The sequence below is a fragment of the Sphaerisporangium sp. NPDC051011 genome (assembly GCF_040653595.1).
Lineage (GTDB): Bacteria > Actinomycetota > Actinomycetes > Streptosporangiales > Streptosporangiaceae > Sphaerisporangium.
In genome coordinates this window covers 377,401-400,144 of sequence record NZ_JBFAGG010000002.1, presented here as the reverse complement: position 1 = coordinate 400,144, position 22,744 = coordinate 377,401, and the positions used below count along the sequence as shown (strand labels likewise).

Genomic DNA, 22,744 nt, shown 5'->3' with positions numbered 1-22,744 from the left:
AGACCATCCGATCGGCGGACCTTTCGCGCTCGTCCCGGCCACGAGCCTTGTAAGGGTGGGCCTGCGGCGACGCCATCGTCCGGTGATGACCGGCGCGCAGGCCCGCCATGACACCGAGAGAAGTGGACCGATGTCGTTACTCGCAAGGCTGAGCCTCAAAAACCGGGGCCTCGTGGCACTGATCACGATCGCGGTGGCCGCGTTCGGCTTCTATACCATCCCGGCGCTCAAGCAGCAGTTGCTGCCCTCGCTCGCGTTTCCCGCCGTGTCGATCATCGCGCCGTATCCGGGGGCGGCGCCGCAGATCGTGGAGGACCGCGTGGCGCGGCCGCTGGAGGACGGCGTGCGCGGCGTGGCGGGCGTCACGGGGGTGACCTCGACGTCCCGGGAGTCGAACGCGACCCTCCAGGTGCAGTTCGAATTCGGGGAGGACCTCGAGGCGGCGCAGAACCGGATCCAGCAGGTCATCTCCCGGGTGAAGTCCCAGCTCCCGGACGGGGTGGACCCGCAGGTGTTCACCGGTAGCACCGACGACATCCCGGTCGTCCAGCTCGCCGTGGCCTCGACGCAGGACGAGCGGCGGCTCGCGGACAAGCTGCGTACCGAGGTGGTGCCCGCGCTCGCCGGCATCGACGGGGTCCGGGAGGCGACGGTCTCCGGCACCCGCGACGAGGTGGTCACGATCACCCCGGACGAGAAGAAGCTGGCCGAGCACGGGCTGTCCGCCGCGGCGATCGCCACCGCCGTCCAGTCGGCCGGCACCCCGCTGCCGGCGGGCTCGCTGACCGACTCGGGCAAGTCGCTGACCGTCCAGGTCGGGACGGCGCTCGGCTCGGTGAAGGACATCCGCGACCTGTACCTGCCCGCCGCCCCCGCCGTCCCGGGCGCTCAGGGTCAGGCGCAGCGGCCGGGCGCCCCGCCCGCGCAGCCCGTACCCGCGCAGCCCAAGCCCGTCCGTCTCGGGGACGTCGCGACCGTCGAGCAGGGGCTCACCGACTCCACCACGCTGACCAGGACGAACGGCAAGCCCAGCCTCGCCGTGGCGATCACGATGAAGCCGGACGGCAACGCGGTGTCGATCTCGCACGCCGTGCGGGACAAGCTGCCCGGCCTGGAGGCGTCGCTCGGCGGCGACGTGAAGTTCACGGTCATCTTCGACCAGGCGCCGTCGGTGGAGAAGTCCATCGAGAGCCTCACCACCGAGGGCCTGCTGGGCCTGGCCATGGCCGTGCTGGTGATCCTGGTGTTCCTGTTCTCGCTGCGCTCGACGATCGTGACGGCGCTGTCGATCCCGCTGTCGGTGCTGGTCGCGCTGATCGCCCTGTGGACGCAGGGCTTCTCTCTCAACATGCTGACGCTGGGCGCGCTGACGATCGCGATCGGCCGGGTGGTCGACGACTCGATCGTCGTCCTGGAGAACATCAAACGCCACCTGTCCTACGGCGAGGACAGGCGGACGGCGACGGAGAACGGCGTCCGGGAGGTCGCGGGCGCGGTCACCTCGTCCACGCTGACGACGGTGGCGGTGTTCCTGCCGATCGCCTTCGTCGGCGGGCTGGTGGGCCAGCTGTTCAGCCCGTTCGCGATCACGGTGACGGTGGCGCTGCTGGCCTCGCTGCTGGTGTCGCTGACGGTCGTCCCGGTGCTGAGCTACTGGTTCCTGAAGCCGCCGAAGAGCGGCGACGCCGAGGCGATCCGGCAGGCGGCCGACGAGAAGGAGCGCAACAACTGGATGCAGCGGGCGTACGTCCCGATGATCCGGTTCGTCACCCGCCACCGCATCTCGACGATCGCGGGCGCGATGGTGATCTTCGTGGGGACGCTGGCGCTGGTGCCGCTGCTCCAGACCAGCTTCATCGACAACTCCGGCCAGAACACGGTCAGCGTGCGGCAGACCTTCCCCGCCGGCACCTCCCTCGCCTCCGCCGACGCCATGGCCAAGCGGGTCGAGGACGTGATCGCGGGCACCAAGGAGGTCCAGTCGTACCAGGTGAACGTGGGCGGCGGGGGCGGCCTGTTCGGCGGGGGCGGGGGCGGGCAGTCCAGCGCCAGCCACTCCATCACCCTGCGCGACGGGACGGACGCCGGCGCCGTCGAGAAGCGGCTCACCGACCGGCTCGGCGCGATCAAGGGCATCGGCGAGGTCAGCGTGGGCCAGTCCGACGGGTTCGGCGGCGACGCGCTGGAGGTCGTGGTCCGGGCGTCCGAGCTCGACACGCTGCGGACGGCGACCAAGACCGTCCAGGACGCGATGGCCGCGGTGCCGAACGTCGCCGAGGTGACCAGCAGCATGGCGGACACCTCGCCGCGCGTCGAGGTCACCGTAGACCGCCGCAAGGCCGCCGAGAAGGGCCTCAGCGAGATCGCCGTCGGCCAGGCCGTGGCCCAGGCGTTCCGGGGCAGCACGATCACCCAGATCACCCTGGACGGCGGGGCGGCGGACGTGATCCTGCGCGGCGGGGACGTGCCCGCGTCCGTGGAGGCCCTGCGCGACCTGAAGATCGCCGGGGACATCACGGTCGGCGACGTCGCCACCGTCGACCGGGTCAACGGCCCCGTCGAGGTCACGCGCATCGACGGCGACCGCAGCGCGACGATCTCGGGCAAGGCCACGGGCTCGAACCTCGGCGCCACCACCCAGGAGCTGACCACCAAGCTGAAGGCACTGAAGCTGCCGACGGGGGCGACCTACACGATCGGCGGCGTGAGCGCCGACCAGGCGGAGGCGTTCGGCAACCTCGCGCTGGCGCTGGTCGCGGCCGTGGCGCTGGTGTTCTTCGTGATGGTGGGCACGTTCCGCAGCCTGATCCAGCCGCTGGTGCTGCTGGTGTCGATCCCGTTCGCGGCGACCGGCGCCATCGGCCTGCTGCTCGTCACGGGCACGTCGCTGGGCCTGGCCGCCATGATCGGCATGCTGATGCTGGTCGGCATCGTGGTCACCAACGCGATCGTCCTGCTGGATCTGATCAACCAGTACCGCGAGCAGGGGATGCCGCTGCACGAGGCGGTGGTCGAGGGCGGACGGCGACGGCTGCGGCCGATCCTGATGACGGCCCTGGCCACGGTGTTCGCGCTGCTGCCCATGGCGCTCGGCGTCACCGGGGGCGGCGGGTTCATCAGCAAGCCGCTCGCCATCGTGGTCATCGGCGGCCTGATCAGCTCCACCTTGCTCACGCTGCTGCTCGTCCCGACCCTCTACACGATGGTCGAGACCCGCAAGGAGAAGCGGCGGGCCAAGCGGCTGCGGCGCCAGGGCGTTACGGCGCCCGTCGAGGAGGCCCCGGCCAGGCACGCGGTCACGGGGGCGGGCAGGTCCTGATCGACCACTCGGGGAGGGAGACCGCGCGCCGGTCTCCCTCCCCGACGTCCACGCTCGCCTGACCTGTGTTCATGGCCGAGCCTCCGGCTCGGCGGTTCTGGGCGCCTCTTTTAGGCCCCGAACAACATCTCAGAGCAGGTGGTCGAGCAGGCCGTGGAGGGTGACCGCGCCGGTCAGGCGGCCGCCCTCCACGACGGCCACCACCGGGCTACGGGTGCGGGCCATCAGCGCGGCGACCTCCAGCACGGTCGCGTCCGGGTCGGTGATCGGCAGCTCGCGCGGCTGCTCGGGCAGGCACTCGCGCACGGTGCGGGAGCCGAGCGCGCGGACGAACAGGTCGGCGTGGCCCTCGTCCACGACGCGGGCCAGCGCCGGATCGTCCTGGCAGTAGCGCGGCACCGCCATGCGCAGCACCTGCGTGCCCGGCAGCACGCACAGCGGCCGGGCGTCCCCGTCCACGACGATCAGGCCGGGCAGGTCGTGCTCGGCCAGCAGCCGTGCGGCCTCCACCGCGGGGGTGTCCATCGCCACTGCGGGGAAATCGACGACGAGATCGCGCGCGTGCACCAGGGGCCTCCTTCGCCCGTACGACCAGCCTAACCGGCCAGGTAGCGGAGCCAGAGATAGGGAGTGGCCAGGCCGATCGTGACCACGGTGACGATGAGACCGTACTTCGTGAACTCCCAGAAACCGATGCGGACGCCGTTGCGGGCGGCGATGCCCAGCACGACGACGTTCGCCGACGCGCCGACCGCGGTCGCGTTGCCGCCGAGGTCGGCGCCGAGGGCCAGCGCCCACCACAGCACGTCGCCGCGCGGGCCCGCCGCGTGCGCCAGGTCCGCGACGATCGGGCTCATGGTGGCGACGTAGGGGATGTTGTCCACGATGCCCGACAGCGCGGCCGACCCCCAGAGCAACCCCATGGAGGCAAGGCCCAGCCTGCCCTCGGTGGCCGACGCGGCGGCCTGCGAGACCTGGCCGATCACGCCGGTCTCGACCAGGGCGCCGACCATGATGAACAGGCCCATGAAGAACACCAGCGTCGCCCACTCGACGTCGCGCAGCGCGTCCTCGACGGTGACCCTGGTCGCGGCGACGAGCAGACCGGCGCCGAGCAGCGCCACGACGGACGGCTCGTAGTGCAGCACCGGGTGCAGGACGAACGCGACGACCACCACCGCGAGCACGGCGAGGCTCTGCCACAGCAGCCGCGGGTCGCGGATGGCCTCCCGCTCGTGCAGCTTCATGATCTCGGCGGCGCGCGCCGCGTCGTAGGTGAAGGCGGAGCGGAACAGCCACCGGCACAGGGCCAGCAGCACGACCAGCAGGACCACGACGAGCGGCGCGAGGTGGACGAGGAAGTCGTTGAAGGTGAAGCCCGCCCGGCTGGCGATGATGATGTTGGGCGGGTCACCGACGAGCGTCGCGGTGCCGCCGATGTTGGCGCCCATCACCTCGGCGATCAGGAACGGCGCCGCCGGGAGCGCGAGCCGGTCGCAGACCAGGAACGTGACGGGCGCGACCAGCAGGACGGTCGTCACGTTGTCCAGCAGCGCCGAGGCGACGGCGGTGATCAGCACGAGCATGACCATCAGGCGGAACGGCCTGCCCCGGGCGCGTTTGGCCGCCCAGATGGCGACGTACTCGAACACGCCCGCCTGCCGGAGCACCCCGACGATGACCATCATGCCGAGCAGCAGGAAGATCACGTTCCAGTCGACGCCGGAGTGCTCGGAGAAGAAGGCGGAGCGGGCGTTCGCCGCGTGGATCAGCAGCATCAGCGCCGCACCACCGAGCGCCGCCGCCGTCCGGTGGATGCGCTCGGTGGCGATCAGGATGTAGGCGACGGTGAATACGGCGACGGCCGCGATGGCGGTCATCGGAGATGCCTCCCGGAAGAATCGGCACGAGCAACGTCAAAGACCCAACGCCGACCAGACTTCCCGGCACACCCAAGGGCACCTTAGACCACAACGCCCACTTCGCGCTCCCCCATAGCGCCGACGTCTCGCACTGGGTGCTCGCCGGACGCCGGATCCGCCGCTCGCGGTCCGGCGGCGCTCAGCCGGTCTTCGCGACCGTGAACAGCAGGACGGAGTCCTCCAGCGCCACCACGCTCTGCCGGCTGTCCGGCAGTTCCAGCAGGTCACCGGCCAGGACGTCCCACGACGTGCCGCGCGCGCTCACGCGGATCCGGCCCTCCAGGACGTGGAAGGACCCCTCGCCGGGGTTCTCGAAGTCCTTCATCTTCGCCCCGCGCATCAGGGCGATCACCGTCTGGCGCAGGACGCGTTCGTGCCCGCCGACCACCGTGTCCGCCGCGTGCCCTCCGGACGAGTCCGCCGCGCGGTTCATCTGGAGACGGCCTATGGCTACGAGCGAGAACTTCTGCATGGCACTTCCCCTGAGTCCGGGACGGCCGGCCGGAGCCGGGCCGGGCGCGAAACCCGTCCCCGCCCCGGCCAGCGCGGTCCAGCGATCCGGCAGGACGTCGGTGAGCCGGACGGACCCGTACGGCGGGCCCGGCTCACGAGGCGGGACGCCCGGGCGGCGTCTCACCTTCACTACCGGGCGCTTACCCCGGTCAGGTCCCCGCAAGCGCGACACCCGGCCCAGGCCCCGGCGAGCACCGGCTCAGGTCCCGGCTCCCGGCGAGCACGACGCCACGCTCAGGTTCCGGCGAGCGCCACGGTCGGCGAGAGGCGGGCCGCGCGCATCGCCGGGTAGAGGCCGGCGACCGTGCCGATGACCAGCGTCGCCGCCAGCGCGCCGCCCACCGCCCAGGACGGGACCACCGCCGGCCATCCCTTCACCAGCGCGTACGCCGTCGTGGCCCCCGCGCCGAGTACGGTCCCCACGGCCCCGCCGAGGGCCGACAGCAGCAACGACTCGGCGAGGAACTGGAGCCGTACCTGCCCGCGCGTGGCCCCGAGGGACCGGCGCAGGCCGATCTCTCGGCGGCGTTCCAGCACCGAGATCACCATCGTGTTGGCGACGCCGACCCCGCCCACCAGCAGCGCCACCGCGCCGAGCCCGAGCAGCAGGTTCGTGAACGCCCCCGCCGCGGCGGCCTTGGCCGCGAGCGCGTCCGACGGGCGGCTCACGTCCACCTGGTCGGGGTTCTCGGGGTTGACCGTGCGCGGCAGCACGGCCCGTACGGCCTCCACCGACGCGTCGTCCGACCGCTCGTAGATCTTGGTCGGGTGCCCGTCGAAGCCCAGGTAGCGCTCGGCGGCCGGCCAGCCCATGAGCGCGGAGCGCTCGATCTCCGGGGCCAGCGGCATCGCGTCGAGGATGCCGACCACCGTGAACCAGCGACCCGAGATCCACACCCGCGGCCCCACCCGATCGATGCCGAGCAGGCGCGCGGCGAGCGAACCCAGCACGACGGCGGGCCGGTCGGCGTTGGCGGCGTTCAGCCACGTCCCCTGGCGGACCGTTCCCTCCAGGGTCGCGGCGAGCTCCATGGTGGCCGCCTGGACGGCGATGCCGCCCGTGACCTCCTCGGGGATGCGGTTCGTCCTGCGGACCGTGGCCTCCACGGCGCCGGTCGCGGCGGCCGTGGTCACCGGGCCGATCCTGCGGACCATGTCCACCGACTCCTCCGGCAGCTCGGCGTCGTCGCCGAACATGGTGCGGCCGGGCTCGACGGTGAGCAGGTTCGTCCCGAGGCGGTCGAGCCGGCGCAGCAGTTCCTCCCGCGAGGAGGACGAGATGCCGATGACGGCGACCATCGTGGCGATGCCGATCGCGATGCCGAGGGCCGACAGCACGACGCGCGCGGGCCGCGTCCGCAGGCCGGCCGCGCCGACCCGCACCACGTCCCGCGATCCGAGCCGCGCCGGGACAAGCCCGGCCCTCGCCCTCACGCCGACCCCCTTCCCGGCCCCGCACTCGCCGCGCCGTCCATCCCGGCGGCTAGGGACGTGCGGCCGTCCGAGGCGAGGACGGAGGGGTGACCGTCCGCGGCGGGAGCAGCGGCGGGCGAGCGGGCGCCGGAGACGGGTGGGGCCGGGGGACGGCGGCCGGTGCCGGGGCCGTCGTCGGAGGCGATCAGGCCGTCCTTGACCCGCACCCGGCGCGGGGCCCAGGCGGCGATCTCGCCGTCGTGCGTGATGACCGCGATCGTCGTGCCGGAGGCGTGCAGGGCCCCGAGTACCTCCAGCACCTCGGCCCCGGCCGCCGAGTCGAGGTTGCCGGTCGGCTCGTCGGCCAGCAGCAGCGGCGGGTCCCCCACGACGGCGCGGGCCACGGCGACCCGCTGCTGCTCCCCGCCGGAGAGCTGGTGGGGCCGGTGCCCGAGCCGATGCCCGAGGCCCACGCGTTCGAGGGCCGCGGCGGCCCGCTCGCGCCGTTCCCGCAGGCCGGGGCCGCTGTACAGCAGGCCGTCGGCGACGTTGTCGAGCGCGGAGGTCCCCGGCGACAGGTGGAACTGCTGGAACACGAACCCGATGTGGCGGGCGCGCAGCGCGGACAGCTCGCGGTCCGACAGCTCCCCCACCTCGTACCCCGCGATGCTGACATTTCCCGATGTGGGGCGGTCCAGCGTGCCGATCATGTGGAGCAGCGTGGACTTGCCCGACCCGGACGGCCCGACAATGGCCAGCAGCTCCCCCGGCTCGACCGTCACGCTCACCCCGCGCAGCGCCTCGACGTGCCCGGCGTAGGTCTTGCGCACGTCCTTGAGGTGGATGATGGCGGTCACCGGGCCGGCACCCCGACCTTCATGCCCTCGGCCAGCCCGTCGCCGGAGACCTCGACACGGCCCCCGCCGTACGCGCCGGTCTTCACCGCGACGACGCGGGTGGACGAACCGTCCACGACCTCCACGCCGAACCCGCCCTCGGCGAGCGCGAGCAGCGCGTCCACCGGCACCGAGAGCACGTTCTTCACACGCTCGCTCTCCATGGCGACGGTGACCGGCGCCTGGTCCAGCCGCCCGACCTTCTTGGCGGAGGCGAGCGAGATCTCCACGTCGATCGTCGCGCCCCCGCCGCCCCCGCCGGGCCGCCCGTCGTCGCCGGACGCCACCGCCACCGTGCCGACCTCGCTGATCTTCCCCTTGACCTGCGCGCCCCCGGGCAGCTCGATCACCACCCCGGCCCCCTTCCTGGCCATGGACTGGTCGTCGGTGTCCAGGTCGACGTGGACGGTGCGACGGGTCGAGGTCACCGACAGCGCCCGGCGTCCCGGGGCCGCCGGATCCCCCACCTCGACATCCGCACCCGACACCCGCACCGGGCCGGGGAGGAAGACGACCTGGGCCGCGTCCACCGTCCCGGTCTCGGGCAGGCCCCGGTCCTCCTGCCAGTCCAGGACCGCCTGCCGGGTGGCGGAGGTGAACTCCTCGTCCACCGTCATGTCGTCCCCGTACCCGAGGGCCTTCAGGTTGCGTTCGAGCTGCCGCACGTCGGGCCCGTCCGATACGCCGAGGCGCAGCGGACGGTACAGCGGCAGCGTCCCGTACATCAGTACGAGCGGCTTGCGGTCGATCTTCAGCAAGGGGCGGCCGCGCGCCACCGTCGTCCCCTTCTTCGCGACCGCCGTCACCGTGCCCGCCGCCCCCGCGTACACCCGGCGCTCGCCCGCGTACGTCAGCTTGCCGTCCACCGAGGTCGTGTCCACCAGGTCGCCGCGTACGACCTCCGCCGTGCCCGCCGGCAGGGGCTTCCCGGACGGCTCGGCCGTGCCCGGCCGCGCGTTCATCACCGCCGCCGCCGTCGCCGCCCCGGCCAGGGCCACCGTCACCCCGATCCCGGCCGACAGGGCGGCCAGGCGCCGAACTCCCATAACGTGTCACCTCCGCGCGCCACGGGACCCACGCCCGTCAGCACAGCCGGTTTTCTAGCCGCGCGCCGATTAGCGGCGGATAAGCCCGGCGGCGCCTCCGCGCGCTTACCGGTGCCTAACGCCGGATGGTCCACGCTGGTCAGTCGCGGTCTCGCGCGAGGCCGTCGTAAAGCGGGCGGAACCGGGAAGAGGGGGTGCTGGGGAGATGCGTGTGCTCGTCGTCGAGGACGAGGAGGAGCTCGCCGACGCCATCGCCCACGGGCTGCGGCGGCGGGCCATGGCCGTGGACGTGGCCTACGACGGCGCCGACGCGGCGGACCGGCTCGCGTACGTGCACTACGACGTCGTCGTCCTGGACCGGGACCTTCCCGGACTCCACGGAGACGAGGTGTGCCGAGGGTTGGCTGAGGCGGGGTCGGCGAGCCGGGTGCTCATGCTGACCGCCGCCGCGCGCGTCGGCGATCGGGTCCGCGGCCTCTCGCTCGGGGCCGACGACTACCTCGTCAAGCCGTTCGCGTTCGACGAGCTGGCCGCGCGGATCCGCGCACTGGCCCGCAGGACCGCGCCCGCCAGGCCGGCCGTCCTCGAAGTCGCGGGCGTACGGCTGGACCTGGCGGCGCGCACGGCCGCCCGGGACGGGGTCGCGGTGGCGCTCACCCGCAAGGAGTTCGCGGTACTCACGGAGCTGATGCGCGCGGAGGGGGCCACGCTGTCGCCGCGCGAGGTGGTGGCGCGGGCCTGGGACGAGAACATCGAGTCGGGAACGGGGGCGTTGCGGGTGACGATCACCACGCTGCGCAGGAAGCTGGGCGCCGAGGTCATCGAGACCGTGCCCGGCGTCGGGTACCGGGTGGGCCGGCCCGCGGGGGCGCGAAGCGACGGGATGGAACCGTGACGGGACGGGTGCCGTCCGCCGTCCGGGGGCCGCGGGCGGTTCGCGTACGGGCGGGGCTGCGGACGGTTCGGGTGCCGGGGGCGCTGCGGCGCGCGCCCGGCCTGCGGGGCCGGCTGACGCTCATCTACACCGGCCTGTTCTTCGCGGCCGGCGCCACGTTGCTGTGGGTGACCTACCTGCTCACGGCCCGCGCGCTGGACCGCGAATTCTACCTGTCCCTGCCGTCGGCCCCGCTCCCCGAGCCGACGCCGGGGCAGGCGGACCGGAAGTTCCTGGCCGTCAGCCTCCCCAAGGCCCTCGTGACGCGGATCGAACAGGGCAAGGCGCAGGTGCTGCAGGACCTGTTCCAGAACTCGGCGCTCGTCATGGTGGGGATCGGGGCGCTGGCGATCATCCTCGGGTACGTGGTCGTGGCCCGGGTGCTGCGCCCGCTGCACCGCGTCACCGAGGCCGCCGAACGGCTGTCGGAGAGCACCCTGCACGAGCGCATCGCGCTCAGCGGGCCGCAGGACGACGTCAAACGGCTCGCCGACACCTTCGACGCGATGCTGGACCGGCTCCAGCGGGCCTTCGACGCCCAGCGGCGCTTCGCCCTCAACGCCTCGCACGAGCTGCGCACGCCGCTGGCGATCAACCGGACGCTGCTGGAGGTCGCGCTGGAGGAGCCGGACGCCTCCGAGGACCTCACCCGGCTCGGCAAGGCGCTGCTCGCCACCAACGCGCGGCACGAGCGGCTGATCGAGGGTCTGCTGATGCTCACCCGCTCCGAGCACGAGCTGGTCGCCCGCAAGCCGGTGGACATCGAGGACGTCACACTCGGGGTGGTGGAGCTGCTGGAGCCCACGGCGCGGCGCAGGCACATCACCGTCACCGAGCGGCTGGGCCCGGGCGTGGCGGACGGCGATCCGGTGCTGATCGAGCGGTGCGTGTTCAACCTGGTGGAGAACGCGCTCAAGTACAACGTGAAGGACGGGGTGGTGGAGGTCGAGGTGGACACCGAAGACGGAAATATCGTGATTCGGGTGGCGAACACCGGGCCGCTCATCCCGGCGTACGAGGTGGCCGACCTCTTCGAACCCTTCCACCGGCTGCGCGAGCGCGTCGGCTCGGCCCAGGGATCCGGCCTCGGCCTGTCCATCGTCCGCGCGATCGTCACCGCCCACGGCGGCGAGGTGGAGGCGGCGCCCCGCGCCGAGGGCGGCCTCACGATCACCGTGCGCCTGCCCTCAGCGGCCCGCGTGCCCGCGCCCGCACGGTGAACGTACTCCCCGCGATCGTCCTCCCGGCGCGGACGGGTGTACCGCCCCGGCGGGGGCGGCACGTGAGGTCTCCCGCCGCGCGGGCTGGCCGCCCCGTCCCCGAGCCCGACCGTCCTACGGGGCGCCCGGGAGGAACTCCTCGCACGCCTTCTGCGCCGCCTCGAACTTCTTGCCGTCCATGTTCGCGCTCTTGGGGATCTTGATCATGCCCTCCCCCGGGGCGGGGTCGGGCATGTCCACACCATGCTCGCGCATACACTGCGCGAGCTTCAGCGCCGCGTCCCGGAACTTGGGATCGTCGGCCCTCTTCGCTTCGCCGCCCTGCATGTACTTGCCGCACTCCTTCTGGGCGGCCTCCATCTTGTTCCTGTCCCCGCCCGTGATCCGTAGCTGGATCCTGCCGCCGGGCTCCGGATCCTTCACGTCGATCCCGTGCTCGCGCATACACTGGGCGAACTTGAACGGATCGCTCGACGACGTGGCCGACGGCGACGCGCTCGCCGCGCTGGTTCCGTTCCCGGCCGAGGCGACCCCCGTCCCCTCCTTCGGTGCCCCGCACCCGGCCACCGCGAGCGCGGAGACCACGCCGACCACCACACCGGCCACCAGGGCCAACCGCCGGACACTCATCTCGTTCTCCTCCTCGGCCCCAGGCCGGACGCCTGGCGGGCAAGCCCATGTCTACGGAGGCGGGGATTAGCGAGGGGTAAGCCATCCACCGGGAGGGAGCCCGAGGGGTAGGCCATCGGGAGTCCCGAGCCGCCGCTGGAGGACACCCTCGGGTGCTCCGCCAGATAGGGTCGTCTGGTACCGGTTGGTCCTGACCAGTGCCGCGATGGGACCGCCCGTGAGTTCACGCCCCGAACAGAAACCGGAATGATGACCCCACGCGACTCACGAGCCACCTCCGAGGCCGTTCCCGACGTCGAGCCAGGAACAGCACCTGACACCGCGCCGGAATCCACCTCCGAGGCAGCACCCGCCACCGTCCCCGCGGCAGCGCCCGGCACCGTCCCCGCGGCCGTGTCCCGCACCGTGCCTGAGGCCGTATCCAGCACCATGTCCGAGGCTGCGTCCGAGGCGGCATCCGAAACCGTGCCCGAGGCCGTATCCAAGACCGTGTCCGAGGCCGTGTCCGAGGCTGCGTCCGAGGCGGTCTCCGGCACCAGTCCGGGGGCGACCGAGGCGGGTCCGTCCGCCGCCGTCCGGGCCGCGAACGCCGTGCGACTGCCGGAACCCTGGGCGTCCGCGGCCGTCACCATCGTGCTGCCCACGTACAACGAGGCCGGCAACCTGCCCGTCATCCTGGGCGCCCTGTTCGCGCTGCCCCTGCCCGGCCTGCGCGTGCTCGTCGTGGACGACAACTCCCCCGACGGCACCGGCGACCTCGCCGAGCGCCTCGCCGACGACGAGTACGGCCGCGACCGGCTGTCCGTCCTGCACCGCCCCGGCAAGCAGGGCCTCGGCCGCGCGTACGTCCACGGCATGGGCCACGCGCTCGACCAGGGCGCCGACTACGTGGTGCAGATGGACGCCGACCTGTCCCACCCGCCCGAGGCCATCCCGCAGATGCTCGGCACGCTGCTGTCCACCGAGGCCGACGTCGTCATCGGCAGCCGCTACGCCACGGGCGGCAAGCTCGCCGAGGACTGGTCGTTCCGCCGCAAGGCCCTGTCGGCGTGGGCGAACTTCTACGTCCGCGTGCTGCTCCACCTGCGCGTCCGCGACGTCACCGCCGGTTTCAAGCTCTGGCGCCGCGAGACGCTGGACGCGATCGACGTCGCGGGCGTCACCAGCAACGGGTACGCCTTCCAGGTCGAGATGAACTACCGGACGCTGCGGCAGGGCCTGAAGATCGTCGAGGTGCCCATCCGGTTCGAGGAACGCCGCGCCGGGCAGAGCAAGATGAGCCTCGCCGTCCAGCTCGAATCAGCCCTGATGCCCTTCAAACTCCGCCGCGACATCACCCGCCACCCCACCCCACCCCACGAAACGCCCGACAGCACGACCACCGGCCCATCCAATGGCGCAGCCGACAGCCCATCTAACGCCACCGCCAACGGCACGTCCGACAACACAGCCGGCAACGTCGCCAATGGCGCAGCCGACGGTCCATCCAACGCCACCCTCGACGACACGTCCGCCGGCATGGCCAACAGCCCATCCGACGACACAGTCAGCGAGGCGGCCAACGGTCCATCCAACAACACGACCAACCGCCCATCCAACGGCGCGGTCGGCGGCACGGCCAGCGGCCAATCCGGCGGCACGGCCCCCGCCACAGCCTCCCGGGACGACTGAGCTCGCCCTCCCCACCCACCCTCTGCGCCCTGGGTACCGGGGCGTGCATGGCGGGTCAGGGGTTGTCGCGGAGGGTTCGGGCGTTCTGGTGGGCCTTGGTGGCGCGGCGGGCGGCTTTGTCGCGTTCGCGTTCGGCCATCGTGAGGCGTTTGCCGGCGATCTCCTGGCGGTGCAGGGCGGCGGCGAGTTCGTCCCGCAGGCGGTCCACCTCGTCGCCTGCCGCCGTACGGGCCTCGTCGGCCTCCCGGGCCTCTGCCTCCCATTCGGCGAGGGCGCGGTCGGCGTCCCGCGCCTCCCGCTCTGCGGCCGCGATCCGCTCGGCGACCTGCATGCGACGCTCGTCCTCCTCCCTCCGCCGCTTCTCCTCCCGCTCACGCTTCTGCCGCTCCGCCCGCTCCTGCTTCTCGCGATCCCGTTTGTCTCGCTCACGCACGTCCGGTGCGCGTTCGTGCTGCTCGGCCCGCTCACGCTTGCCCGGCTCGGCACGCTCGTGCTTCTTCTGCCGGTCCCGCTCGCGTTCGGCAGGGCCTTCGGGTTCCGGCGCGCCGGCGACCGGGGCGGGGGCATGCTCGGCCGGTTCGGGGAAGCCTCCGGCGGGAGCGAAGCCCACGTAGCCGCGGGGCTGCGCCAGCCGGCCGGCGCGCACCTCCTCGGCCACGTCCGGGTCCATCGTGGCGGCGTGCAGGGTGTCCTCGACCTCACGAACCGCGGGCTCGCGCAGCGGACGCCCGGCCTCGTCGGCGAGGGCCTGGGCCCTTCGGAGCAGGCGGGAGACCAGCTCGCCGCGCCGCTGATCCAGCTCGCCGATCCGCCCGCCGGACGTCCACGCGGCCCGTAGCTCGTCACCGAGGTCGAGCAGACGGCCGACCTCGTCCGGCGCGGACCTGGCCAGTTGATTGGTCGCCCACGCCGACACGGTGGGCCGCCGGAGCCCGGCGATCCGCTTGGCCAGCCCGGCGTCCCCGCCCTTCTTCGCCTCGGCCGCGAGCCGCTTGCGCGTCTCGACGAAGTCCTCGGGCGCGCCCGCGTAGAGCTCGTCAACCGCCGAAGACAGATCCACACCAATCTCTTACCCGCCCATGCCCTCCGGATCCACCCCTCCTCCCCCGTCCGAGTGGGAAAGCCTGGGAACCTCGGGAAGACCAGGGGGCGGTCACGGGCCAGGACGGGGCCGCCTGCATGGTCGTATGGCAGGGCAGGTCAGGCGGCGAACAGGAGGAGTAGGCCGCCTACCGTGTAGGTGACCATCAGGACGAGTAGGGGGATCTGGCCCATCACTGCTGTGCGGCGGGGGAACAGGGCGAGGGCGCGGTCGTGGGCGAGGACGGTGCCGATCACGTGGCCGACGACGATCACCGTCACCTGGAGCATGGCGATCCCGGCCGGGCTGGTGCCCACGGCGCTGACCTTCCACCCGGCCGTGCCGAACCAGTTCGCCCCGATGACCAGCGGGTCGGACAGCAGGGCGAGGGTCCGCTGACCTTCGAGCAGCAGCAGCGTGAAGTAGTGGGCGATCAGGTACCCGACGGCGATCGGCACGATCGAGTGGGCCAGCTCCCCCGCCATCGTCCCGCGCTCCACGCCTCCCCAGCGGCTCGCCAGTGCGGTCGCTCCCAGGTACGCCGTGAGTACCAGGCCGATGACGGCGACGAGCCCCGCCGTCCCGGTCACGACCGGCGGTAGCGGGCTCTCCTGCACGAAACGCACCCAGAACGGGGCGTTCGAGAGGCTGTCGTACATGGTGGAGCCGAGCAGCACCACGACGAGCGTCGCCAGCCCGCGCGCCGGCTCCAGCCCGGCCATGCCGTCCAGTGAGTTACGCCAGGTCAGAGCGCCGTCGGGACGCCTGCCCACAGGGGCGAGCCTGCCGATGAGGGCGCTGTGGACCTCGAACGCGTCCCCCTTGTCGAACCACCCGGACCCGAACACCACCGCGCCCGCGAGCATGGCCACGGCGTACACGGCGAGCCACGCGCCGATGACGGGCAGCGTGGCACGCTCGGGGGCGACGAGTTCCAGCCACACGAACGCGAACAGTCCGGCCACGGCGGGCCAGTACCCGAGCCGTTCCGGGAGCGGACGCAGTCCCTGGTGATGGTCTCGTCCAAGGGCGGCGCACGCGAGCCGGTGCAGGGTGCGCAGCGGGTTCAGCGTCCGCCAGACCGGGCCGAACAGCAGCGACAGCGGGATCAGGCCCACCCAGAACAGGACGTAGACGACGCCCGCCGTCGGGTTGGCGACCCGGTCGGGGCCGAAGAGCAGGCCCAGGCAGAAGTACGCGGCGGCGAGCAGCCCCGCGACCCGCCAGAACCACCGCCAGGCCGGACCGGACACCACGCCCTGGACCAGCGCGGACACCGGGCGCGCGTACCGCAGGTCACCGCCGAGCCGGGGCTCGGTCCACAGCGTGCCGAGCGCCGCGAACGACGCCAGCAGCGCGACGATCGCCCCGGCCATCGCGGCCGAGAACGGGATCGGCAGGTCCTGACGGCCTCCGATGCCGTGCGCCAGGAACGTCTGGGCGGCCTGCTCCGGGAACACCTCCGCGGACCTATCGGACGAGGAGTTGGAAGAGCTGCAGCTCCTGTCCGTGCGTCTCCGCCTCGAACAGCCCGCTCTGGTCGGCGACGAACTCGATCGTCGCGGGGGTCCCGGGTTTGAGGTCCGTCCCCTTGTCGTAGCCATGGACGTGCGCGAAGTCGGCCACGTCGCTGGTCACCGTGATCCGCACCGTCTGTCCCTTGGCCACGTCGACACGCCCCGGCGGCGGCGTCACCTTGCGCGCGGCGATGGTGACGGTGATCTCCTTGACGCCCGTGGGGGCCGGGGTGGCGGCGCCCGAGGAGCCGCAGGCCGCGACGCCCATCAGCACGGCGAGGCCGAGCAGCGGGACGAGGACCAGCCGGCGCACGAGACCGGCGGACGGCCGACGGGCGGCCAGGGTCCGCGGGGGCATACCGAGGGCGGCGGCGCGCATGGGAAGTCGGAGGGGGGATCTCACTGTGGTGCTCCTGAATATGCGGGACGCGGGGGTCAGCGCCGTTTGGCGGACTTGGTTGGGCTTGGGGTCAGCGCCGCTTGGCGGACTTGGTTGGGCTTGGGGTCAGCGCCGCTTGGCGGACTTGGTTGGGCTTGGGGTCAGCGCCGCTTGGCGGACTTGGCCTTCGGCGCGGGGCGGGCGGCGGGCCCGCGCCGAGCCGAGGGAGGCGTGTTCTTGCGGTTCTGACCACCGCTCGGGTTCTTCCGGTTCTGACCGCCGCTGGGGCCTTTCCGGTTCTGGCCGCCGCGGGCCGTGGCGCCGCCGGGAGCCGGCCGCCGGGCGGCGCGTACCACCATGACGCCCACTCCGACGACGAGGAGCGCGGGCAGCAGCCACACCAGCAGGTCCACGCCGCCGTCCTGCGACGAGGCGGAAGACGAGGCGGCCTCGGTGGACGGAGCCTGGGACGCGTCGCCGGGCGTGCAGCCGGTCTCGGGCATGGTCCTCGGCGTGCACGAGGTCTGCGGGGTCGGGCCCGCCGCCGCCACGGGGGACGGCGTGTCGCTCGGGGTCTCGCCCACCTGCGGCGCGCTGGTGCGGCCGGCGGCGGCCTCGAAGGCAGGGTCGGGCGAGTTGGTGGGGGTCCGCCATCCCTTGGGGGCTTCGGTGGTCTTGCCGTTGTAGGTGAACTTGACCTCTCCGCGCACCTCCTCCCCGTCTGAGGCGATCGTCCGGTACGTCGCGACGTACACGCCCTTGTCGGGCCAGTACGCCACGGGGATCTTCGCCGGGAAACCCTCGTGGTAGAGCTTCGGCTCCCACGTGCCGTTGATCAGGTGGTACTCGCGGACCGGCTCGTCGAGGCGCTTGGGCGGGCCCTGCGTCCACGGCTTGTCGACGCGGACGCCGCTCGGCGCCTTGACCGTGAAGTACGCGTACGAGATCGGCGCCTCGGTGAAGTACAGCTCGACGGCCTCGATGGGCGACGAGATCGTGCCGTCGTTGGCCGGGTTCGACATCGCGAGCTGGCCGTGGGCCGACGCGGGCGGGGTCACTGCGGTCAGGGCGAGCCCGCCGACGAGGGCGAGCATGACCACGCGGGCCGTCCACCGCGCCGTCGCCGCCCAGGCGCGCGCCGACCAGGAACGCGCCGACCAGGAACGCGCCGGACGGGCGGCCCTGAAGGTGAACCCAGTGAACCGGGTGAACCAGGAGAACCGGGCGGACCGGGCGGGAAAAAGACCTGAAATACCCCGAAAACGCCGGTCGGCGGACGACGACGTCTCCCACTGCTTTTCTTCCACCGGTACTCCGCTCATCCGCGCCGCGCTACCTAGAAAGACGACGGGCGAGATCTCACGCCGGAGCCGGAACGGCAGGACGCGGGGACGGGAACGCGAGAACGAACGCAGGGCCGATCCTTTCAAGTACCGGACACGTGCGCCGAACACGTCTAATTCGGGAGCCACAAATCGGGAGTGACGAGCCATCGCGCCGCCAGGTGCCGACCGGCATACGCAATGGTCATCGCGCCACATTGTGGCCACGCGCCCGCATGACCGTCAAGGGCGCACCCGGGCGGCCACCATCCCGCCGGGAGCCCGGCCGCCCATCGGGGACCGGCCGACGGTCGGTCACTCACCGGTCAGAAGGCCGGCCGCCCGGCCGTCACTCGCCGTCGGAGGGCCGCCGCCGGGCCGCCACACTCGCGTCCGGCGGGCCGGCGTCCACGTGGTCACTCGCCATCCGGCGGAGCCTGTGTCCGCGTGGTCAGTCGCCGTCCGGTGGGGTCTGCGTCCGCGTGGGATCGGACGCGGTGTCCGTCCGTACGGGCCCAGGCTTCGCCGATCCGCGACCGCGCAGCAGCATCGCGGCGATGACGACCACGAGGAGTGCCAGCGCCGCCCAGATCCACACCGGGAAACCTCCGCCCGACGCGGCCTCGCCGGAGGAGGGCGCGGTCGCTCCCTGCTCGGAGCTGGACGGGGCGGCGGGGGCCGGGGCCGTGACGCCCGGCGCGTTCACCGTGAACGGGATCTCGCCCTCCACCGGGTGCCCGTCGGAGGACACGACCCGCCACGCGATGACATAGCTCCCGGACGGGAGCGGCCCGGCGACCTTCTCGATGACCTTCGGGCCTTCGGCGGTCGGCGGACCGGACTCGAAACGGCGGCCGGCGGCGTCGTGGAGCACGACCGCGGGGAAGCTGACGCGCGCGCTGAACTCCAGCTCGATCTGGTCGAGGCTGGTGACGACGGCGTCCTTGGCCGGGGAACTGCGTTTCAGGCTGTCGTGCGCCAGCGCGGCGGGGGTGGCGAGCCCGAGAAAGGTCGAGGAAAGGCAGAGCACCAGCAGCGCTCGTACGAAGGACGGTTTCACGGAAGGGACTCCAGGCGGGGTCGTGGAGGCCGCTCGCGAGCCGCGTGCCGGGTCCTGCGAGCGGCGGCGAAACGGCGGACGGCGGTGGGAACGCGGACGACGGTACCCGGGGGCGGAGGTGCCGGCTGTGTCGAACCACCAGTGCAGGAGGAGTTGGGCGGTGAGCAGCCATGCGACCACGGCGGCGGGCGGGCGTTCGCGGCGGGCGAGGAGCGTGGTCGCGGTCATGACGGCCGGCGCCCCGGACGGCAGCACCCACGGCGCCGGGCCCGTACCGCCCGCGAACCGGTGTGCCCCGGCGGCAAGCCCCAGGCAGACGACGGTGAAGCCCGCCGACCGCGCGAGCCTGAACGGCAGGGTGGCGTGCATGACGCGACGAATCGTCTCATACCTCTCTGCCCCTCGGCCAAGCGCTATGACGCCCGCCCGGCCCCCGTCCGAGCGCCGCACGGTGAGCGCCGGAACGGCGACGTTCCTGCTCATCGGCGGGGCGCCGGGATACCGCCGGATTCTCACCAAGGCGGGTCGCTTGGGGTGAGAGAAGCCCCGCGAGGGCCTCCGGAGAAAGCCGACAAGAGGGGCATTGACGAAGATTTATTACATGTTATCTATGGGAAAAGTCAGGAAATTTCCGTAATGGCTGCACCACCAAACCGGGGGACCGTAAGAGCCCACCCTAGGAGGACGCGCATGGCGCGCAGCCGACCCACCGATCCCGTCGATTTACTCGGACCCGTCCAGGGCGAAGTCTCCTGGTTCTGCTGCGGCGCGGCCTGGGGGCCGTGCGGCACCGTGGGCAAGGGCGCCTGCGGCACCTGCAACTCGGGCAGCCTTCAGCACGCCTGGCCCAACACCTCCGACGCCTGCTGGGCGATCACGCGCCCGGACAGCTGCGGCGTCACCCTCTCGCGCCGGACCTGCGGTTTCGCCCACCGCACGACGGCGCTGTGCGGCGGCGCCAGCGTCGTCACCACCATCGCCGACTGCGGCCCGCAGACCGACCTGTTCTGCGGCGAGCGCAGCTGCTGCGGCGCGACCTGCGCGAGCAACCGGCTCATCGACCTGACCCCCGCCGCCTACAGCCAGATCGCGAGCCTGTCGTCGGGCCTGCGGCCGTGCGAGATCTCGGCCTAGGAGGAGGCGGACATGACCACGAGAAGGCAGCTGCTGAGGTCGGCCGTGCTCGGCGGCGGCGCGACCGTCGTCGCGGCCACCGCGCTCGGGTCGCTCGGCCCGGAGGCGGCGTTCGGCCAGGCGGCGCCGGACATCGAGCCCGGCGCGGTGGACCCGAACTTCGCCGAGGGCCGCATCCGCTCCATCAAGGACAACACCCTGCTCGTCCTGGGGTCGAACATGGTGTTCCACAGCATCCGGGTCGTGGACGGCACGAGCCTGTGGAAGCTCGGCCCGGTCCCGTTCGACCAGGCCAAGCCCGGTGACGGCCTGTACGCGCGCGGCGTGCGCATGCCGGACGGGGTGCTGGCCGCCGAATCGGTGTGGCTGAACATCGTCAACATCAAGGGCCACATCATGAACATCACCGGCGACAAGCTGCACCTGGACCACGGCGGCAAGGAGATCCTCTGCCACCGGATCCCCGGCAAGTCGGTCGCCATCTATTCGGACTCGCCGCCCTCGGCCGACCTGTCCCCGCTGCGGGTTGGCCAGCACGTGCAGGTCCTCGGCGCGTGGCGGCCGGACACCAACGAAGTCGACATCGCCACCGTCTTCTCCCCCCACTAGGAGCCACCGATGCACGGGATCGCCGCGCTGCAGCCGTACGTTGTCGGCCTGGTCCTGCTCTGGGCCTCCCTGACGAAACTGTTCAGCGCCAGGATGCGGGCCGAGGCCGGGCGCACGGCCCTGGCCCGGCTGGCCGGCCCGGCGCGCGCGGTCCCGGCGCTCCGGCTGACCGGGGCGCTGGAGCTCGTCGTGGCGGCGGCGCTGCTGCTGCCGCCGGCGCTTCCCGTGGAGGGTGTGGCCGCCACCGCGCTCTCCACGGGGTTCCTCGCCTACCTGGCGTACGCGCGCCTGACCGTCCCGGAGTCGTCCTGCGGCTGCCTGGGCGCGCACTCCCGCCCGATCGAGGGACGGTCGTTCACGCGCGCGGGCCTGCTCCTCGCCGGGAGCGTCGTCTCCATCTGGGCGGGGCCGTACACGGGCGGCGTGGGGGCCGCGCTGGTGGCGGCGGCGCAGGTCCTCGTCCTGCTGGGGTTGTCGCCCGAACTGGACCGCCACTGGCTGATGCCGCTGCGCCGGCTCGTGGTCAGGGTGCGCAGGCCGCTCGCCCCGGTACCGTCGGGCGAGGTGCCGCTGGAGGTGACGCTGCGCCTGCTCTACCGCAGCCGCGCGTACTGCTCGGCGTCGGCGCGGCTCACCTCGGACGTCCAGGACGTCTGGGACGAGGACGGCCTGCGGTTCGTGGTGTACACGACACGCGAGGGGTCGGCGGTGTTCGCGGCGCCGCTCGGAGGCACGGACCCGGCGGACGTCCGCGTCGCCCTCGTCGGCGAACCCGCGCTCGCCTGAACGCACTCCCCTGAAGTTGCTACGGTAGCGGGCATGGACGGCGCCACCACCATGCCCGCCCGGCTGGCATGGCTGGACGCGCTGCGCGGCGTCGGCGCCGTCGCGGTGCTGGCCGAGCACCTGCTGCCCTGGGTCGTCCCCTCCCTGCGCCCATACTGGTTCAACCTCGGCCTGTACGGCGTGCTGGTGTTCTTCCTGGTCAGCGGCTACATCATCCCCACGTCGCTGGAGCGGCGCGGCGACGTGCGGGCGTTCTGGATCGGCCGGGGGTTCCGCCTCTACCCGCTCTACCTGGCGGTGATCGGCCTGGTCCTGGCCATGAGCCCGTGGCTCGGGGTCCGCGAGACCGTGCCGCGCGACGCGTCCGGGGTGGCCGCGCACGCGACGATGCTGCTCGACGTGGTCGGGGTCGGCGGGGTCGCGGACACGATGTGGACGCTGTCGTACGAGATGGTGTTCTACCTGCTGGTCACCGCGCTGTTCGCGACGGGGACGCACCGGCGCAGCGGCGTGCCGGCGGTGGCGTTCGGCGTCGCCGCGGTCGCCGAGGGGCTGCTGCTGGCCGCGGCCCCGCTGACCGGCGTGTGGCCGGCCCTGGTGTCGTGCGCGGTGTTCCTCGTCGGCCTGGCCTGCGTGGTCGCGAACCGGTTCCGTACGACGGCCGCGTGCGCGCTCGGGTTCATGGCGGTCGCGCTGCTGCTGTCGAGCAGCAGGACTCCGTGGTTCGGCGCGGCCATCCTCGCGGTGATGTTCACCGGGACGGCGATCCACCGGTGGGAGCAGGGCACGGGAGGGCTCTGGCCGGTGGCGGTCACGGCCGGGCTCGTGGCGGTCTCCCCGATATGGGCGATCCAGGCGGGCTGGTGGTGGGTTCAGCCGCGGGTGTGGCTGACCACGGTGGCGATGGCGGGGGTGACGTTCGCGGGCGCGATGGCGCTGCGGCGGCGCCGCCTGCCGCGCGCCCTGCTCTGGCTCGGGCTGATCAGCTACTCGCTCTACCTGGTGCACCACCCGCTGCTGAAGCTCGGCACGAAGATCACCGGCGATCTGCGCTGGTCGCCGCTGTCGGTGCAGATCCCGGTGGCCGTGACGTTCGTGGCGCTGATCCTCGCGGCGAGCTGGGTGACGTACCGGTTCATCGAGAAGCCCATGCAGAACCTCGGACGCCGCCTGTCCGCGCCGCGCGCCCCGGCCGCACCGCCCGCCGGCTCGCTCATCGGCAAGTGACGCCCACGCGCAGCCCGGGGTGCCGTCCGTACGGCGGGGAGGCCGATCGGAGGCGCCGTCCGTGC

The 22,744-nt window shown here is 72.7% G+C and carries 19 protein-coding genes and 1 pseudogene; 8 read left to right on the top strand and 12 right to left on the bottom strand.

Annotated features, from left to right (window positions below; translation table 11 throughout):
• Positions 1-85 precede the first annotated feature (85 nt).
• Entirely contained in the window at positions 86-3,319 is a 3,234-nt protein-coding gene (locus AB0H21_RS05985) for an efflux RND transporter permease subunit (RefSeq protein WP_358512409.1), read from the top strand.
• A gap of 129 nt (positions 3,320-3,448) precedes the next feature.
• On the opposite strand, the gene AB0H21_RS05980 is transcribed toward AB0H21_RS05985, so the two are convergent.
• From AB0H21_RS05980 to AB0H21_RS05955, 6 genes are all read right to left on the bottom strand, one after another.
• Complete coding sequence (locus AB0H21_RS05980) at positions 3,449-3,886, bottom strand: CBS domain-containing protein (protein ID WP_358512406.1); 438 nt, start codon at positions 3,884-3,886, stop codon at positions 3,449-3,451.
• 29 nt (positions 3,887-3,915) lie between these two features.
• Positions 3,916-5,199: an ArsB/NhaD family transporter gene (locus AB0H21_RS05975; RefSeq protein WP_358512403.1), complete on the bottom strand. Its 1,284-nt coding sequence runs from the start codon at positions 5,197-5,199 to the stop codon at positions 3,916-3,918.
• Positions 5,200-5,380: 181 nt separating this feature from the next.
• Positions 5,381-5,884, bottom strand: coding sequence for a hypothetical protein (locus AB0H21_RS05970; protein ID WP_358512400.1), 504 nt, complete (start codon positions 5,882-5,884; stop codon positions 5,381-5,383).
• Between the two features lie 104 nt (positions 5,885-5,988).
• The gene (locus AB0H21_RS05965; protein ID WP_358512397.1) at positions 5,989-7,188 is read right to left on the bottom strand and encodes an ABC transporter permease; all 1,200 of its coding nucleotides are present in this window, start codon (positions 7,186-7,188) and stop codon (positions 5,989-5,991) included.
• Positions 7,185-8,015, bottom strand: coding sequence for an ABC transporter ATP-binding protein (locus AB0H21_RS05960; protein ID WP_358513024.1), 831 nt, complete (start codon positions 8,013-8,015; stop codon positions 7,185-7,187). The genes AB0H21_RS05965 and AB0H21_RS05960 overlap by 4 nt, the downstream gene beginning before the upstream one ends.
• A 5-nt stretch (positions 8,016-8,020) precedes the next feature.
• Entirely contained in the window at positions 8,021-9,109 is a 1,089-nt protein-coding gene (locus AB0H21_RS05955) for a peptidoglycan-binding protein (protein ID WP_358512394.1), read from the bottom strand.
• A 205-nt stretch (positions 9,110-9,314) separates the two neighbouring features.
• Here AB0H21_RS05955 and AB0H21_RS05950 point away from each other — a divergent pair, with 205 nt between their 5' ends.
• Together AB0H21_RS05950 and AB0H21_RS05945 are read left to right on the top strand one after the other, a co-directional pair.
• Positions 9,315-10,004, top strand: coding sequence for a response regulator transcription factor (locus AB0H21_RS05950; protein ID WP_358512391.1), 690 nt, complete (start codon positions 9,315-9,317; stop codon positions 10,002-10,004).
• Positions 10,001-11,263, top strand: coding sequence for a HAMP domain-containing sensor histidine kinase (locus AB0H21_RS05945; protein WP_358512388.1), 1,263 nt, complete (start codon positions 10,001-10,003; stop codon positions 11,261-11,263). Before AB0H21_RS05950 ends, AB0H21_RS05945 begins: the two co-directional genes overlap by 4 nt.
• 114 nt (positions 11,264-11,377) lie before the next feature.
• On the opposite strand, the gene AB0H21_RS05940 is transcribed toward AB0H21_RS05945, so the two are convergent.
• A complete protein-coding gene (locus tag AB0H21_RS05940; protein WP_358512386.1) occupies positions 11,378-11,893 on the bottom strand; it encodes a hypothetical protein in 516 nt (171 codons plus the stop codon).
• 591 nt (positions 11,894-12,484) lie between these two features.
• Between AB0H21_RS05940 and AB0H21_RS05935 the strand changes: the two are divergent.
• Positions 12,485-13,222 (top strand): annotated as a pseudogene (locus AB0H21_RS05935) (polyprenol monophosphomannose synthase); the annotation flags it as partial.
• 397 nt (positions 13,223-13,619) lie between these two features.
• Here AB0H21_RS05935 and AB0H21_RS05930 read toward each other — a convergent pair.
• The 5 genes from AB0H21_RS05930 to AB0H21_RS05910 all read right to left on the bottom strand — a co-directional run bounded on the left by AB0H21_RS05930 (position 13,620) and on the right by AB0H21_RS05910 (position 19,292).
• Positions 13,620-14,624 (bottom strand): hypothetical protein, encoded by a 1,005-nt coding sequence (locus AB0H21_RS05930; RefSeq protein ID WP_358512383.1) that lies wholly within the window; start codon positions 14,622-14,624, stop codon positions 13,620-13,622.
• Between the two features lie 140 nt (positions 14,625-14,764).
• Positions 14,765-16,105 (bottom strand): hypothetical protein, encoded by a 1,341-nt coding sequence (locus AB0H21_RS05925; protein ID WP_358512380.1) that lies wholly within the window; start codon positions 16,103-16,105, stop codon positions 14,765-14,767.
• 10 nt (positions 16,106-16,115) lie between these two features.
• The gene (locus AB0H21_RS05920) at positions 16,116-16,565 is read right to left on the bottom strand and encodes a hypothetical protein (RefSeq protein ID WP_358512378.1); all 450 of its coding nucleotides are present in this window, start codon (positions 16,563-16,565) and stop codon (positions 16,116-16,118) included.
• Between the two features lie 137 nt (positions 16,566-16,702).
• Entirely contained in the window at positions 16,703-17,848 is a 1,146-nt protein-coding gene (locus tag AB0H21_RS05915; RefSeq protein ID WP_358512375.1) for a copper resistance protein CopC, read from the bottom strand.
• 466 nt (positions 17,849-18,314) lie between these two features.
• A complete protein-coding gene (locus AB0H21_RS05910; protein ID WP_358512372.1) occupies positions 18,315-19,292 on the bottom strand; it encodes a copper resistance protein CopC in 978 nt (325 codons plus the stop codon).
• 321 nt (positions 19,293-19,613) lie between these two features.
• Between AB0H21_RS05910 and AB0H21_RS05905 the strand changes: the two genes are divergently transcribed.
• From AB0H21_RS05905 to AB0H21_RS05890, 4 genes are read left to right on the top strand one after another with little or no spacing between them, the layout of a single operon-like run.
• Positions 19,614-20,057: a hypothetical protein gene (locus AB0H21_RS05905; RefSeq protein ID WP_358512369.1), complete on the top strand. Its 444-nt coding sequence runs from the start codon at positions 19,614-19,616 to the stop codon at positions 20,055-20,057.
• 12 nt (positions 20,058-20,069) lie between these two features.
• The gene (locus tag AB0H21_RS05900) at positions 20,070-20,666 is read left to right on the top strand and encodes a cell wall protein (RefSeq protein WP_358512366.1); all 597 of its coding nucleotides are present in this window, start codon (positions 20,070-20,072) and stop codon (positions 20,664-20,666) included.
• Between the two features lie 9 nt (positions 20,667-20,675).
• Positions 20,676-21,452, top strand: a complete 777-nt coding sequence (locus AB0H21_RS05895; RefSeq protein WP_358512363.1) for a MauE/DoxX family redox-associated membrane protein — start codon at positions 20,676-20,678, stop codon at positions 21,450-21,452.
• 33 nt (positions 21,453-21,485) lie between these two features.
• Positions 21,486-22,679: an acyltransferase gene (locus AB0H21_RS05890; RefSeq protein ID WP_358512360.1), complete on the top strand. Its 1,194-nt coding sequence runs from the start codon at positions 21,486-21,488 to the stop codon at positions 22,677-22,679.
• Positions 22,680-22,744 lie beyond the last annotated feature (65 nt).

Coding starts and splice junctions, on each gene's coding strand:
- AB0H21_RS05985 (WP_358512409.1), top strand. CDS start 86: ATGACCGGCGCGCAGGCCCGCCATGACACCGAGAGAAGTGGACCGATG.
- AB0H21_RS05975 (WP_358512403.1), bottom strand. CDS start 5,199: ATGACCGCCATCGCGGCCGTCGCCGTATTCACCGTCGCCTACATCCTG.
- AB0H21_RS05955 (WP_358512394.1), bottom strand. CDS start 9,109: ATGGGAGTTCGGCGCCTGGCCGCCCTGTCGGCCGGGATCGGGGTGACG.
- AB0H21_RS05950 (WP_358512391.1), top strand. CDS start 9,315: ATGCGTGTGCTCGTCGTCGAGGACGAGGAGGAGCTCGCCGACGCCATC.
- AB0H21_RS05940 (WP_358512386.1), bottom strand. CDS start 11,893: ATGAGTGTCCGGCGGTTGGCCCTGGTGGCCGGTGTGGTGGTCGGCGTG.
- AB0H21_RS05910 (WP_358512372.1), bottom strand. CDS start 19,292: ATGCACGCCACCCTGCCGTTCAGGCTCGCGCGGTCGGCGGGCTTCACC.
- AB0H21_RS05905 (WP_358512369.1), top strand. CDS start 19,614: ATGGCGCGCAGCCGACCCACCGATCCCGTCGATTTACTCGGACCCGTC.
- AB0H21_RS05900 (WP_358512366.1), top strand. CDS start 20,070: ATGACCACGAGAAGGCAGCTGCTGAGGTCGGCCGTGCTCGGCGGCGGC.
- AB0H21_RS05895 (WP_358512363.1), top strand. CDS start 20,676: ATGCACGGGATCGCCGCGCTGCAGCCGTACGTTGTCGGCCTGGTCCTG.
- AB0H21_RS05890 (WP_358512360.1), top strand. CDS start 21,486: ATGGACGGCGCCACCACCATGCCCGCCCGGCTGGCATGGCTGGACGCG.